Annotated in this window: 15 protein-coding genes and 1 pseudogene; all 16 read right to left on the reverse strand. The window is 61.8% G+C overall.

Features of this window, described 5'->3' with window-relative positions; genetic code table 11:
• Window positions 1–730: 730 nt before the first annotated feature.
• The 16 genes and pseudogenes from ACYASU_RS10000 to ACYASU_RS10075 all read right to left on the reverse strand — a co-directional run bounded on the left by ACYASU_RS10000 (window position 731) and on the right by ACYASU_RS10075 (window position 13591).
• Window positions 731–1462, reverse strand: coding sequence for an anti-sigma factor (locus tag ACYASU_RS10000; protein WP_463582702.1), 732 nt, complete (start codon window positions 1460–1462; stop codon window positions 731–733).
• The gene (locus tag ACYASU_RS10005) at window positions 1459–2022 is read right to left on the reverse strand and encodes a sigma-70 family RNA polymerase sigma factor (RefSeq protein WP_463582703.1); all 564 of its coding nucleotides are present in this window, start codon (window positions 2020–2022) and stop codon (window positions 1459–1461) included. The genes ACYASU_RS10000 and ACYASU_RS10005 overlap by 4 nt, the downstream gene beginning before the upstream one ends.
• A gap of 111 nt (window positions 2023–2133) precedes the next feature.
• Window positions 2134–2676 (reverse strand): DUF3455 domain-containing protein, encoded by a 543-nt coding sequence (locus tag ACYASU_RS10010; RefSeq protein ID WP_463582704.1) that lies wholly within the window; start codon window positions 2674–2676, stop codon window positions 2134–2136.
• A 237-nt stretch (window positions 2677–2913) separates the two neighbouring features.
• A complete protein-coding gene (locus tag ACYASU_RS10015) occupies window positions 2914–3471 on the reverse strand; it encodes a fasciclin domain-containing protein (protein ID WP_463582705.1) in 558 nt (185 codons plus the stop codon).
• 74 nt (window positions 3472–3545) lie between these two features.
• Entirely contained in the window at window positions 3546–4259 is a 714-nt protein-coding gene (locus ACYASU_RS10020) for an anti-sigma factor (protein WP_463582706.1), read from the reverse strand.
• Window positions 4256–4834: a sigma-70 family RNA polymerase sigma factor gene (locus ACYASU_RS10025; RefSeq protein ID WP_463582707.1), complete on the reverse strand. Its 579-nt coding sequence runs from the start codon at window positions 4832–4834 to the stop codon at window positions 4256–4258. The genes ACYASU_RS10020 and ACYASU_RS10025 overlap by 4 nt, the downstream gene beginning before the upstream one ends.
• Before the next feature lie 973 nt (window positions 4835–5807).
• Window positions 5808–6947 carry a flagellar biosynthesis protein FlhB gene (gene flhB, locus ACYASU_RS10030; RefSeq protein ID WP_192174150.1) on the reverse strand — a complete coding sequence of 380 codons (1140 nt, stop codon included), beginning with the start codon at window positions 6945–6947 and terminating at the stop codon, window positions 5808–5810.
• Between the two features lies 1 nt (window position 6948).
• Window positions 6949–7734: a flagellar biosynthetic protein FliR gene (gene fliR / locus ACYASU_RS10035; protein WP_065987305.1), complete on the reverse strand. Its 786-nt coding sequence runs from the start codon at window positions 7732–7734 to the stop codon at window positions 6949–6951.
• Between the two features lie 7 nt (window positions 7735–7741).
• Window positions 7742–8011, reverse strand: coding sequence for a flagellar biosynthesis protein FliQ (gene fliQ / locus ACYASU_RS10040; RefSeq protein WP_065987304.1), 270 nt, complete (start codon window positions 8009–8011; stop codon window positions 7742–7744).
• Between the two features lie 25 nt (window positions 8012–8036).
• The gene (gene fliP / locus ACYASU_RS10045; protein WP_192174149.1) at window positions 8037–8780 is read right to left on the reverse strand and encodes a flagellar type III secretion system pore protein FliP; all 744 of its coding nucleotides are present in this window, start codon (window positions 8778–8780) and stop codon (window positions 8037–8039) included.
• A 119-nt stretch (window positions 8781–8899) separates the two neighbouring features.
• Window positions 8900–9391 (reverse strand): annotated as a pseudogene (gene fliO, locus ACYASU_RS10050) (flagellar biosynthetic protein FliO); the annotation flags it as partial.
• Entirely contained in the window at window positions 9392–9850 is a 459-nt protein-coding gene (gene fliN / locus ACYASU_RS10055; protein ID WP_192174148.1) for a flagellar motor switch protein FliN, read from the reverse strand. It abuts the pseudogene before it with no gap.
• A 61-nt stretch (window positions 9851–9911) separates the two neighbouring features.
• Window positions 9912–10880, reverse strand: coding sequence for a flagellar motor switch protein FliM (gene fliM / locus ACYASU_RS10060; protein WP_133775890.1), 969 nt, complete (start codon window positions 10878–10880; stop codon window positions 9912–9914).
• 9 nt (window positions 10881–10889) lie between these two features.
• Window positions 10890–11396 carry a flagellar basal body-associated protein FliL gene (gene fliL / locus ACYASU_RS10065; protein WP_192174147.1) on the reverse strand — a complete coding sequence of 169 codons (507 nt, stop codon included), beginning with the start codon at window positions 11394–11396 and terminating at the stop codon, window positions 10890–10892.
• A gap of 259 nt (window positions 11397–11655) precedes the next feature.
• Complete coding sequence (locus tag ACYASU_RS10070) at window positions 11656–13083, reverse strand: flagellar hook-length control protein FliK (protein WP_463582708.1); 1428 nt, start codon at window positions 13081–13083, stop codon at window positions 11656–11658.
• 115 nt (window positions 13084–13198) lie between these two features.
• The gene (locus ACYASU_RS10075; RefSeq protein ID WP_463582709.1) at window positions 13199–13591 is read right to left on the reverse strand and encodes an Hpt domain-containing protein; all 393 of its coding nucleotides are present in this window, start codon (window positions 13589–13591) and stop codon (window positions 13199–13201) included.
• Between the last annotated feature and the right edge of the window lie 28 nt (window positions 13592–13619).

The raw sequence follows: 13619 nt of genomic DNA on the forward strand, positions 1-13619 counted from the left end.
TCAATTTGCGATTCTGTACGGAGATCGATTTATCAGGCCGACCTGGTAAAAGCACGGCCTGCCTAACGGCAGGCCGCTACCAGCCCGCACACAAAAAATCTGACAGTCCCTCGTCCGACGGTTTTGCATCGCTGCGGTGGGGATCAAGATCAAGAGCGTCGGCCTAACGGCCTCAGTTTCGCCTTCGGCGAGTTACTTGGAAAAGCACCCCAAGTAACCAAAGGTGCTTGCTCCTGGCTAGGTCCCTCCTTCGTCGGGATACCCTCACTTCGACGACGCTCCGTGGGCCCGCGCCAAACGGACATCCATGTCCTGACGGCGCTCTCGCCGCATCCATGCGGCTCGACCCACTCCGCGTCGTCTGCGTTCGGCCTGCACCCAAGTCGCGTTTTGTGGTGTCTGGGCTTTTTGCGTAGGAAGATCAAAGGCAAAAGCTTCCCGGCTAAAGCCGGTCCCACTGACTGCACGCGGTGCCCTTGTAGGACCGGCTTCAGCCGGGAAGAGGCCGGTGTGACCACCACCCATTTCGCTGAATGCACGCGCTGCTTTTTGTAGGACCGGCTTCAGCCGGGAAGGCGTCAGATGTGACACCGCAAATCATCAAGGGCAAACGACGCTCATGTGGGAGTGAGCTTGCTCACGAAAGCGGCCTTCCAGACGCTAGATGATTGGCCGATCGTTCCCCCGCTCCGCGTGGGAATGCCGCCCTCGACGCTCCGCGTCTTCTGGTTCAGATCACTTTGACGGCCCGCCCGATGAATTGAATCGGGCCGGTCGGCTTGCCGGTCGGGGAGCCGTTGGGGTTTTCGAGGGTGAGTTCGAAGAGTTGGTTGGGTTGCAGCGGCGGCAGTTTGTTCACCGGTACGGAGAGGGTCTGGCCGGGTTTGACCAGGCCCAGGGACACGGGGCCCTGCCAGCCGTCGGCCTTGGTCCAGAACTGGAGGGCTTTGTCGGCGGGGACTGGGGTGGCGCCGAGCGGTATCAGCTGGATTTCTTCCGGGTTGCTAGCCTGGATGACCCAGCCAGGCACCTGGTTTTGCGGGGCAACGAGCACGACGAGGTAGGTCGTGGGGTTCACCGGGGCGGTTCGGGTCAGGAGCATCGAGCCCAGCAGCAGGGTCGCAACGAGTCCTGCGCCGGCCAGTCCGCGCCACAGGGGCAGGAGATCCCACCAGGAATGCGACGTCACGGCAGGCGTTTGTACGGGAACTCGGCGGTCGTGGCTGCCGACGCTGCGCTCGATCCGGTCCCACAGCCGTGGGCTTGGGGTGTGCGGTTCGGCGAGTTCGGTCAAGGCCAGCAGGCGCCCTTCCCATGCGTCCACCGCCGTACGCAAGTCGGCGTCCGTGGCGAGGCGGTTTTGGACATTGAGGCGTTGCTCGGCCGGCAGTGTACCTAACACGTACTCGCTGGCCAGTGCGTCCAGTTCATCGGCGCTGCCTTTCGACGGATAGCCTGTCATCCCATGCACTCCCGCAATGCCACCAGACTGCGTTTGATCCAGGCTTTAACCGTGCCCAGTGGCGCGCCGATTTTCTGCGCTATCTCCGAATGCGAAAAACCGTCTACGTACGCATGAAGAATGCAGTTGCGACGCGCCGGTTCCAGTTGTTCGAGGCACCCGTAAATACGCCCCGAGCGGGCACGGTATTCGAAGGTGTCGGCGTCGGTGGCTGCCTCCAGAGAGTCCTCGGCCAGTAACGCGCTTTCGCTCTGTTCGCTGACCTGAACGATGTGCGCGTTGTCACGCATGAAGTTCAGCGCCAGGTGCCGCGTCACGCTGAAGATCCAGCCACGGGCAGTGCCTCGCGCCGGGTCGAAGCTGCCGGCGCGGGTCCAGATTTTGAGGAAGGCGTCGTGCACGATGTCCTCGGCCAGCGCGTCGCTGCGGGCGATCCGCTTGGCGACGCCGAGCAGACGTGCGCTTTCTTGCGTGTAGAGCGCGTGCAACGCCTGCTGCTCACCTCGGGCGCAGGCCGCCAGGCAGGCTTCGTAGTCAAAACAGTCTTCAGGTAGGGACAAAATGTTCAACCGCCAACGAAAAGAAATACCCCGACCCAAAGGCCGGGGTTGCGTCGGTGCAGCGTAGATGACTTTGTACGTCGGCGACGCTGCCTGACGTGGGACGTTGGTCTACTTGGTGGCCCAGAAAATATAGTCCGCCTGATATTTCACGATTTCCTGCTTGCCCTTGGTCGCCGTCGAGCACTCCATCTTCGGCGCGACACCGCCTTTGGTCGCCACCCGCTGGATGTAACTGACGTTGCTCATCGCGCCCTTGCCTTCCGCAGGGTTGGCTTTCACCAGCTGATACGGAATGTCGCCCGTCCCGGCGGGTGCCACAGCGAGCTGCGTACCGGTGATCTTCGAACCGTCAGCGGCCTGCCACGTCGCCGGTGGCCCGAAGTAGGTGCCGACCTGCTTGCCGCTGCGATCATTCAATACCGCTTTCGGGCCGACGAATGTCCATTCGGTCTGGCCGGGGGCGTTGGGCTTGTCGCGGCATTCGTAGGTGATCTCGCCCACGCCTACCGTCTCCATGGCGATCTTGTGACCGTCCGGTACCTTCACCGCATCCGGCAACGCCATCTGCGCGAAAGCCGCCGGCGCCGTTGCCAGCAGGCAAGTGGCAGCCAATGAAACACCGAACGAACCCAGTAATTTTTTAGCGTTCATGCCATCTCTCCATTGGATAAACAGGTCAGCAGCCATCGCTACTACTTGTACTACCCGGGGGAAAGGGAACTGGATGCAGGGATTTGAAAATAAATCTGTGCGGCGAGTGGCGGGGATACGGGGAGGATGAGCAGAAGGGCGCTAAGTCGATCGACATGGCGCCCGCAGAAAGGCCAGGCCATGGAGCCGGCGGACGGAATGAGCGTCCGCCGGGTACTGCAACGATCAGGTCAGCGATTACGGCATCATCACCGAATCGACCACGTGGATGACGCCATTGGACTGCATCACATCAGCGATGCTGACCGCGCTTTTGCCGCCTTTCGCGTCCATCACCCAGAGCTTGCCGTCATGGGGCATGACGGTGAGGGATTCGCCCTGTACGGTTTTCAGCATCACCTTGCCGCCGTTCATTTTGGCGTCCGCCATCAATTGTTTGGCGGTATGGGTGCCAGCAACAACGTGGTACGTCAGAATTTTGGTCAGGTCAGCCTTGTTCTCCGGCTTGACCAGCGTTTCGACAGTGCCGGCCGGCAGCTTGGCGAATGCCTCGTTGGTGGGGGCGAAGACGGTGAACGGGCCTTTGCTGTTGAGGGTGTCTACGAGACCTGCAGCTTTGACCGCCGCCACCAGGGTCGTGTGGTCCTTGGAGTTGACGGCGTTCTCGACGATGGTCTTGGTCGGGTACATGGCGGCGCCACCGACCATGACGGTATCGGCGGCAAAGCCGGGGGATGCAGCAAGACAAAGGGCAGCGAACGAGACAGCGGCGATGCGTTTGGCGAGGGTCAACATGGTAGTTCTCCCGGATTCTTAGGTCCTTCGGATGAAGGTGGGAGATATACGAAGCGGGCGCCGGAACGGATGCATCAGAGTGAGGATATTTTTCCCTGGGCGACGACCGGTCCGGTCGGCAGCCCGCTCGGTGACCCGTTCAACGGCTCAAGGGTGATCGCGAGCACTGCGCCGCTGGCGAGCAGGTCAGCCAGTGGCGGCGCTACGCTCAATGTCGCGGGGGTATTGGCCGGCAGCAGGCCCAGCGACCGAGGCTTGCCATCGGCAGCGATTACCCACGCCTCGGCACTTTTACCCGGCCAGTCTGCGCGGCCCGTGTTGACGAACAGGACGCTTCGCCGGTCAGGGTTGATCGTCGCGGCAAACAGCGTATTGCCATCGCTCTGTTCGAGACGCGCCAACAAGGCCGGCCCCGGCGTCGGTCCAGGAACAGGTTGTTGAAGCGTCAGCACCGACGCCAGCAACCCGGAAGCCAGCGCCGCCGTTGTCCAGCGCCAGACCCCTAGGCTGTTCCACCAGCCTGACACCCGTGACGGCGAATGACTGGCACCCGCAAACAACCGCTGCTCAATCCTGCCCCAGGTGCCCGCGGGAGGACTGGACGCGGGCAATTGACCGAGCCACTCGGCGAACTGCTCCTGCCATTGCGCCAGCGCGCGTTGATGGCGAGGCTCCAGCGCAATCATCGCCTCCACCCGCTCACGCTCTTCGCGGCTGAGCACGCCCAGCACGTACTCGGCGATCAGCAGGTCCGGGGTCTCGTCGGGCGGCACGGGATGCTCGTTCATAGGCCGAGGCACAAGCGCAGTCGAAGCAGCCCGCGGCGAATCCAGCTTTTCATCGTCCCTAGCGCAATACCGTGGCGCTCGGCCAGTTCGGCGTAGGAGCAACCCTCGAAGAACGCCACGCGGATATAGCGTTGCTGCGCGTCTTCCAGGGTTTCAAGGCAGCGGTCCAGCTGACTGCCCTGCTGCTCGCGCTCGAGGGCGTCCGGGATGGGGTCGTCCTGGGTGGGTAATTCGGGGATGGTTTCGAGGGGATCGTGACGGCGATGGGCCCTGCGCCGGTCAATCGCCTTGTGGCGGGCCATGGTCGAGAGCCAGGTGATGGCGCTGGCCCGTTGCGGATCGAATCGAGAGGCCTTCAGCCACGCCATGATGTACACCTCCTGCAGCACCTCTTCCGCCTCGGCCCGATTGCCGGAATAGTGCAGGCAAATACCGAACAGCCTGGACGACGTCGCGTGATACATCGCTTCGAACGCCAACCGATTGCCTGTGGCGCAAGCCAGCAACAGGACATTCAACGCTTCGGCGCTGGACTGAGCGTCAGACAGTGGCGCTGCATTCGATCGAATGGTCAAGTGGCGAGGCCTTGAAAGGGACTGAGGTCACTCTAGACGCTTTCGGTTTGCGCTGTCATCAAGCTGACGTCGGCCCTCCGTACGAAGATCAAGAGCGTCTGCCTGGGGGCAGACCGTTTCGCCTTCGGCGAGTTACTTGGAAAAGCACCCCAAGTAACCAAGGGTGCCTGCTCCTGGTTGGGCCCTTCCTTCGTCAGGGTGCCCTCACTCCGACGACGCTCCGTGGGCCCGCGCCGAACGGACATCCATGTCCTGACGGCGCTCTCGCGGCATCCATGCCGCTCGACCCACTCCGCGTCGTCTGCGTTCGGCCTGCACCCAAGTCGCGTTTTGTGGTGTCTGGACTTGCTTCGTAGGAAAGATCAAAAGCAAGGCAAGGCAGATCAAGAGCAGATCGAGGGCAGATCGAGGGCAGATCAGTCGCCAAGGACTTGTGGGAGTGAGCTTGCTCACGAAGGGGTTGGTACATCCACCGAATTTCTGGTGTTTCAAATGCAGCATTCGCGAGCAAGCTCGCTCCCACAGGGAGGGCGTCTGGTCCGCAAAATCGCCAGCGCCCCGACCGGCCCCTTCCCGGCTAAAGCCGGTCCCACTAAAAAGCAGAGCGTGCAATCAGCGGGAGTGGCGATGACTGTAGGACCGGCTTCAGCCGGGAAGCTTGTGATGTGCTTTTGATCTTCATACACAAAAGGTTCAGTCACCGCCAATGGCGACTTGGGTGCAGGCTGAACGGAGGTCTCGCGGAGTGGGCCGAGCCGCATGGATGCGGCGAGAGCTGCCCCCCGCCATGGATGGCGGATGGCAGCGGGCCCACGGAGCGAGACCGGAGTGAAGGAACCCTGACGAAGGAAGGGCCCAACCAGGAGCAAGCACCCTTGGTTACTTGGGGTGCTTTTCCAAGTAACTCGCCGAAGGCGAAACAGTCTGCCCCCAGGCAGACGCTGTTGATCTTGATCTCAACAATCTAGAAGCCCTACGAATCACGCCTCAAATCCGGCGGAATCGGCAGATTATCCCTCAGCGGATCAGGCCGCTTGCCACGCCCCGCCCGATATTGCCGAATCTGATACACATACGCCAACACCTGCGCCACCGCCAGATACAACCCCGCCGGAATCTCCTGATCCAACTCCGTGCTGTAATAAATCGACCGCGCCAACGCCGGCGACTGCAACAACAAAATCTCATGCTGCGCCGCAATCTCCCGAATCTTCAGCGCCATGAAATCACTGCCCTTGGCCAACAGAATCGGCGCCCCGCCCCGCTCCGCGTCATACTTCAACGCCACCGCATAATGCGTCGGGTTCGTGATAATCACATCCGCCTCCGGAATCGCCGCCATCATCCGCCGTTGCGACATCTCCCGCTGCAACTGACGAATCCGCTGCTTGACCTCCGGCCGACCCTCACTGTCCTTGTGCTCATCACGCACCTCCTGCTTGGTCATCAGCAACTTCTTGTGCGACTCCCACAACTGCACCGGCACATCGATCGCCGCGATGATCAAAAGGCCCAGTGCCATCCACAGCGTGCTCCAGCCGACCAACTGCAAACTGTGCACCACCGCCATTTCCAGCGGCTCATGGGCGATGGACACCAGGTCGCCCTTGTCCTTCATCAGCACCACCAGCGCCACCGCCAGCACAATCAAAAACTTCGCCAGCGACTTCAGCAGCTCGATCAGCGCCTTGGGCGAGAACATCCGCTTGATCCCGGCGGCCGGGTTCATGCGGCTGAACTTGGGCGCCAGGGAGCCTGCGGCAAACAGCCAGCCGCCGAGGGAAATGGGACCGACGAACGCCGCCACGGTCAACGCCAGCAGGATCGGCTGCACCGACAGCAACGCCGCCTTGCCCGAGGCCATCAGCATGATCGCCATGCTGCGCTCATCGAGAATCGCCTCGCGGGTGATGGTGAAATTGTCGCGCATCAACTGCATCATCATTTCCGCCATGGAGCCGCCAAACGCCAGCAGCCCCGCAGCGCCCACGATCATCACCACGACCGTATTAAGCTCCTTGGAGCGGGCAATCTCGCCCTTCTCCCGGGCGTCGCGTTTGCGTTTGTCCGTGGGGTCTTCTGTCTTGTCCTGACCACTCTCGCTTTCGGCCATGTCAGCGCGCCTTGACCAGGTCTCTGAGCAACTGCAGGGCGTCGACCGCCAGCGGTTGGTATTGATTGAGAATGTCGCCGAGGGTGATCCACAGAATCACCATCCCCAGCACCAGCGTCAGCGGAAAACCGATGGAAAAGATATTCAGCTGTGGCGCCGCGCGGGTCATCACGCCCATGGCGATGTTCACCACCAGCAGCGCAGCGATGGCCGGCAGCACCAGCACCAGTGCCGCGCCAAGCACCCAGCCCAGACGCATCACCAGCAGCCAGATGTCCGAGGTACTGATGCCCTGCCCCACCGGCAAGGTGGTGAAGCTCTCGATGAGGATTTCGAACACCACGAGGTGAGCATTCATGGCCAGGAACAGCAGGGTCACCAGCATGGTGAGAAACTGCCCGATGGTCGCCACCGACACGCCGTTGACCGGGTCGACCATGGACGCGAAGCCCATGCCCATCTGAATCCCGATGATCTGTCCGGCGATCACGAAGGCCTGGAAAAACAGCTGCAACGACAGGCCCATGCCGGCGCCGATGAGGATTTGTTGCGCGATCAGCAGCAGCCCGCTGAGGTCCAGAGCATGGACGGCGGGCATGGGCGGCAGGCTAGGCGCGACGACCACCGTGATCGCCAGCGCGAAATACAGCCGCACCCGCTTGGGGACCAGCGTGGTGCCGATGATCGGCATGGTCATGAGCAGCGCGCCGATGCGGAACAGCGGCAGCATGAACGCCGCCACCCATGTGCTGATCTGGGTGTCGGTCAACGCCAGCACAGGTTCCATCGAGGGGTCAGCCGATCACTTGGGGAATGCTGGTGTACAGATTGGTGATGTACTCCATGAAGGTGCGCACCATCCACGGGCCGACCACGATCAGCGTGACCAGCATGACCAGCAGGCGCGGCAGGAAGCTCAGGGTCTGTTCGTTGATCTGCGTGGCGGCCTGGAACATCGAGACGATCAGGCCGACGATCAGGCTCGGCACCACCAGAATGGCGACCATGGTCGTGGTCAGCCACAGCGCTTCGCGAAACAGGTCGACGGCTACTTCCGGGGTCATGCTGCGCACTCCACGTCAAACAGGTTCATACACCACCAAAACTGCCGGCCAGTGTGCCGATGATCAGCGCCCAGCCATCCACCAGCACGAACAGCATGATTTTGAACGGCAGGGAAATGATCAACGGCGACAGCATCATCATGCCCATGGCCATCAGGATGCTCGCTACCACCAGATCGATGATCAGGAAGGGGATGAAAATCATGAAGCCGATCTGGAACGCCGTTTTCAGTTCGGAGGTCACGAACGCCGGCACCAGAATCGTCAGCGGCGCCGCATCCGGGGTCGGAATGTCGGTGCGCTTGGACAAACGCATGAACAGCTCGAGATCGCTGGAGCGGGTCTGCGCCAGCATGAAGTCCTTGATCGGCACTTCGGCCTTGGCCACGGCGTCCTGGGCGGTGAGTTTTTCCGCCAGGTACGGCTGCAGCGCATCGTTGTTCACCCGGTCGAACACCGGCGCCATGATGAACATGGTCAGGAACAGCGCCATGCCGGTGAGAATCTGGTTGGACGGCGTCTGTTGCAGGCCCAGGGCCTGACGCAGGATCGAGAAGACGATGATGATCCGCGTGAAACTGGTCATCAGCATGACGAACGCCGGGATGAAGCTCAGCGCGGTCATGATCAGCAGGATCTGCAGGCTGACCGAATATTCCTGCTGGCCGTTGGCGCCGGTGCCCAGCGTGATGGCCGGGATCGACAACGGATCGGCGCCGAACGCCAATGGCGCTGCAAGCAACAGCAGCAGCGTCAAAACAATGCGCATCAGTTCATGTCCTTCTGATCCGAAGTATCTGGCTTGCCCGTCGTGCCTGGCGTACCTGCTTTCTTGCCGGCGGCACCGAAAATATTCATGCCTGGGCGTTGCCCCGCCGCGCCCTTGTTGCCCAGCGCTTCAAGCAAACGCCTGGCGAACTCCGGCTGCGCGTTTTGCGCGTCAGGGACCTCGACCGGCTCATTCATCACGTGCAGCGCAGTGATGCTGCCGGGCGAGACGCCCAGCAACACCTGTTCGTTGCCGACCTGCACCAGCACCAGCCGATCACGCGTCCCCAACGCGCGGGAGCCCACCAGCTTGATCACCTGATTGCCGGCCGGCCCTGCGCGCTGCACCCGGCGCATCAGCCAGGCCAGCACGAAGATCAGCCCGATCACCAGCAGCAGCCCCAGCACCAGTTGCAGCAACTGACCGGCCATCCCGCCGTTCACCGAACCGGCGACGGGCGCGGCGACCGCAGGCGTTGCCGTCGCAGTCGTCGCAGCCGTCGTCGCCGTCGTTGCAGCAGGCGCGGCAGGCGTCGCCGGATCGGCCGCCATCACCGCCCAGGACAACGCCAGCAGCGGCAGGCTCGACAGGGTTCTGATCACGCCGCGCACTTAACGCAGCTTCTTGATACGTTCGCTCGGGCTGATCACGTCGGTCAGACGGATGCCGAACTTTTCGTTCACCACCACCACTTCGCCGTGGGCGATCAGGGTGCCGTTGACCAGCACGTCCAGCGGCTCGCCGGCCAGACGGTCCAGCTCGATCACCGAGCCCTGGTTGAGCTGCAGCAGGTTGCGGATGTTGATGTCGGTGCTGCCCACTTCCATGGAAATCGACACCGGAATATCCAGAATCACGTCCAGGTTCGGGCCGTCCAGCGAAACTGCGCCGTTGCTTTTCGCCACGCCGCCAAATTCTTCCATCGTCATGCGATTGGCGTTGTTGCCGGCGTCGGCCGCCAGCAGCGCGTCGATGTCCGCTTGCCCGTCCCCGGATTCACCCAGTGCAGCAGCCCACTCGTCGGCCAGAGCCTGGTCGTCTGCAGAAGTCATATCGTTGTCATTAGCCATGGTTGTCCTCGGGGAACATTGATTCGTTTACGCAGCACATTCGTTTTGCCGGCGACGAGCGTCAGCGGCGTTCTATGGGTTCGACGACTTGCAGGGCCAGGTTGCCCTTGTGCGAACCCAGTTTGACCTTGAAGGACGGCACGCCGTTGGCGCGCATGACCAGGTGTTCCGGGAGATCGACCGGGATCACGTCGCCCGGCTGCATGTGCAGGATGTCGCGCAGCTTGAGCTGACGCGTAGCGACCGCGACGCGCAACGGCACCGACACGTCGAGCACGTCCTGCTTAAGGGCGTTGACCCAGCGTTCGTCCTGATCGTCGACGTCCGACTGGAAACCGGCGTCGAGCATTTCGCGCACCGGCTCGATCATCGAATACGGCATGGTCACGTGAAGATCGCCGCCACCGCCGTCCAGTTCGATGTGGAAGGTGGACACCACGATCGCTTCGCTCGGGCCGACGATGTTGGCCATGGCCGGGTTCACTTCCGAGTTGATGTACTCGAAGTTGACTTCCATGATCGCCTGCCAGGCTTCCTTCAAATCAATGAACGCCTGATCCAGCACGATGCGCACCACGCGCAGCTCGGTCGGGGTGAATTCCCGTCCTTCGATCTTGGCGTGGCGACCGTCGCCGCCAAAGAAGTTGTCCACCAGCTTGAACACCAGCTTGGCGTCGAGGATGAACAGCGCGGTGCCGCGCAGGGGTTTGATCTTGACCAGGTTCAGACTGGTCGGCACGTACAGCGAGTGCACGTATTCGCCAAACTTCATCACCTGCACGCCACCCACGGCCACATCGGCCGAGCGGCGCAGCAGGTTGAACATGCTGATGCGGGTGTAACGGGCGAAACGCTCGTTGATCATTTCCAGGGTCGGCATGCGTCCGCGGACGATGCGATCCTGACTGGTCAGGTCATAACTCTTTACGCTGCCAGGCTCGGCAACACTATCGGTCTGTACCAGACCGTCGTCGACGCCATGCAGCAGCGCGTCGATCTCATCCTGGGACAGCAGGTCTTGCACGGCCATGTCGTGGTCCTACTGCAGTACGTAGTTAGTGAAAAGTACCTGTTCGATCACGCTCTTGCTCAGCTCTTTCTGGCCCACTTCCTGGACCACGGCTGCCGCCTTCTGGCGCAGCATTTCCATGCCCACCGGCGTTGCGATGGTATCGAATGGCTGACCGGAGAACATCATCACCAGGTTATTACGGATGACCGGCATGTGCGCTTTCAACGCTTCAAGGTCGGCGTGGTCACGGGCCAGCAAGGTGATGCTGACCTGCATGTAGCGCTGGCGACCGTTGACGTTGTAGTTGACGACGAAGGGCGGCGTCAGCGGTTCGAAGATCGCCTCTTTTTTGGCATTCGCCGCTTCCGCAATGGCGGCGGCGTCCGGCTTGCTTTCGGCCTTGTGCATGATGAACCAGGTCGCGCCTACCGACACACCAATGGCCAGCAGCAGCCCCACCACGATGAGGATGATGACTTTCAACTTGCCCTTTTTTGCAGGGTCCGCCACTGCTGCGTCGTCACTCTTCGCCATGCCAATAATCCGTCACTATCCAAGGGGTTCGGTGTTGCGTGACAGAGGAAGAGCAAGGGTTGTGCCAGAACGGCAGCCGCAAGCTGCAAGGGGTGAGCTAGAACCGCAGCTTCAAGCTGCAAGAGGTAAGCGGCAAGTTAAAGCAAAAGGCGGCAGAGCCCGAGAAACCGAGGTCTCCCATGCACTGCCGCCCTTGATCCTGCTTTTACTTGCCGCTTGCCGCTAATAACTTGAGGCTACTGAAAACGCCCAGGCGTTTTCAGGCGTAATAATCCACCGCGCTGGAACCCACAACGGTCAGCGGTGCGCTGGCAGCCGCCGAGGCGGCGTCCACCGGAGCACCGTCGGCGATGAGGTCGCTGCCACTGGCACCGTTGACGCGGCTGCCGCCGCCGTTGCGCTGACCATCGCCACCAGACTGCTGCTGAGCCTGTTGCTGCCAGCCCTGAGACTGGTCAGAAACGTTGACGTTGACCTGGCCCATGCCCTGCTGGACGAAGGAATCGCGCAGGCGAGACATCTGGCTTTCCAACGCTTCACGCACGCCGACGTGGGCGCTCATGAAGGTGACCTGGGTCTGCTGGTCCGCCGCCATATTGACGCGGATGTCCAGACGGCCCAGTTCAGCGGGCTCCAGCTGGATGTCCGCCTGTTTGAGGTTCTGGCTCGACAGGTACATCACACGGTTGACCACGCCTTCAGTCCATCCCCCCTGATTCATCGCCAATGGCTGATTGAGCAATGGCGTGGCAGGAGCCGACGTCGACGTGTTTTTCACTTGCGCGGCCTGGGACAAGGCCGCCAGTCGATCGGCGAAGTTGTCCACTCGCGTATCGCTGGTGGCGGCCTTCACGTCTTTCAGGCCGTCAGCCAGCAAGCCGCTGAAGGCTTTGTCGCCGCCGCCTTCGGTGGTGCTCTTGTCCACAGGCTGGTCGCCCAGCGCCGCCAGGTTGGTGGCCAGCAGTTGCGAAGGATCGGCGTTCGGGTCTTGCTTGCCCCCACCTTTGCCGTCGCCCTGCACACCGTTGTTCTGCGCCGTCTGCTGGGCCTTGTTTTCCAGGGCGACCTGCACAGCGGTCAAGCCTTCCAGCGGATCGGCGTACGGATCGAAATCGTCGCCGGCAGCGTCGGTTGCGTCGGTTGGCGCCTGCACCGCAGGCGGCGGCATCACGGGCAGCGGGCCGGCGAGAAGCGCCGGATCTACCACTGGCTGAACGGGAGGCGCGACGGCCACTGGCTCTTGCACCGGAGGCGTGACGGCCAGTGTCGGGTCCGGCACAGGGTCTACCGGCGGCGCATCCGCGAGGGTCGGGTCTTTCCCATTGTCAGTGCCGTCATCCTTGTCGTGAGCATCGCCTTTGCCCGCGCCGGCCTCATCGTCGGCCTTGCCGTTGACCGGCTTGGCAGGCAAGCCATTGCCGTTATCGGCAACGGTCTTGTCGGCGGCGGCAGACGTATGGCTGGCGGCAGGCTTGTCGTCGGCTGCCGAACTCTTGGCGCTTGCCGGCTTGGGCGCCGGATTATCCGCACCGTGAGACTTGACCGGCGCCTGTTTGGCGAAGACGTCAGAAAAGCTGGAACTGCTGTGCTTGACGGGTTCCGGCGCCTTGGTCGGGGCATTATTCCCGGCTTTCTGGGCTTTGGCCGCTGTCAAAGCCGTCAGTAATGGGTTGGTGGCGAGCGCCATGTGAATCTCCGCAAGAGCACAATTACAGAGAGACAAAGCAAATGGCGGGCCAGGTAGCGAGAGAGGCTGGATAAAACGTGAGTCCGAGGCAGAAAGCCGGAGGGCAACACCCGGCTCAGTGGTTGGCGTGGCAGAGTTGCAGTTCGTCTTCGAAAACCTTCCTGACGGCGCAGAATTCCTCTTTGATCTCGAACACCAGCCGCCTTATCCGGGCGTCATCCGCTGTCACCATGCCGCGACCCTGCTCTTCGAGTTGCAGGCACAGTTCTGACAAATGCGTGGCGCCCATGTTGCCGGTGCTGCCTTTGAAGCTGTGGGCCATCAGGCCGAGGCGTTGCAGCGAGGCGCTGGAGGAGGCAGTGAAGGAAGGGTCACGCAACAACAGGGTCATGTCGTTGACCCGATTGATGGAATCGGAAATGAACACCTGCAGCAGCGCCGGGTATTCAGCTTCCATCACGTCACGCAGCGTGCTGAGCACGTTGAAGTCCACAGGATTATTCGACACTTGTTCACTCCTTGATCAAGACGCGGGG

The organism is Pseudomonas sp. HP_12, assembly GCF_055283955.1.

Excerpts from the sequence above, each read along its gene's own strand:
- ACYASU_RS10070 (WP_463582708.1), bottom strand. The coding sequence starts at position 13,083 with ATGGCGCTCGCCACCAACCCATTACTGACGGCTTTGACAGCGGCCAAA.
- ACYASU_RS10020 (WP_463582706.1), bottom strand. The coding sequence starts at position 4,259 with ATGAACGAGCATCCCGTGCCGCCCGACGAGACCCCGGACCTGCTGATC.
- fliR (WP_065987305.1), bottom strand. The coding sequence starts at position 7,734 with ATGGAACCTGTGCTGGCGTTGACCGACACCCAGATCAGCACATGGGTG.
- flhB (WP_192174150.1), bottom strand. The coding sequence starts at position 6,947 with ATGGCCGAAAGCGAGAGTGGTCAGGACAAGACAGAAGACCCCACGGAC.
- fliL (WP_192174147.1), bottom strand. The coding sequence starts at position 11,396 with ATGGCGAAGAGTGACGACGCAGCAGTGGCGGACCCTGCAAAAAAGGGC.
- fliN (WP_192174148.1), bottom strand. The coding sequence starts at position 9,850 with ATGGCTAATGACAACGATATGACTTCTGCAGACGACCAGGCTCTGGCC.
- ACYASU_RS10010 (WP_463582704.1), bottom strand. The coding sequence starts at position 2,676 with ATGAACGCTAAAAAATTACTGGGTTCGTTCGGTGTTTCATTGGCTGCC.
- fliM (WP_133775890.1), bottom strand. The coding sequence starts at position 10,880 with ATGGCCGTGCAAGACCTGCTGTCCCAGGATGAGATCGACGCGCTGCTG.
- fliP (WP_192174149.1), bottom strand. The coding sequence starts at position 8,780 with ATGCGCATTGTTTTGACGCTGCTGCTGTTGCTTGCAGCGCCATTGGCG.
- ACYASU_RS10015 (WP_463582705.1), bottom strand. The coding sequence starts at position 3,471 with ATGTTGACCCTCGCCAAACGCATCGCCGCTGTCTCGTTCGCTGCCCTT.
- fliQ (WP_065987304.1), bottom strand. The coding sequence starts at position 8,011 with ATGACCCCGGAAGTAGCCGTCGACCTGTTTCGCGAAGCGCTGTGGCTG.
- ACYASU_RS10000 (WP_463582702.1), bottom strand. The coding sequence starts at position 1,462 with ATGACAGGCTATCCGTCGAAAGGCAGCGCCGATGAACTGGACGCACTG.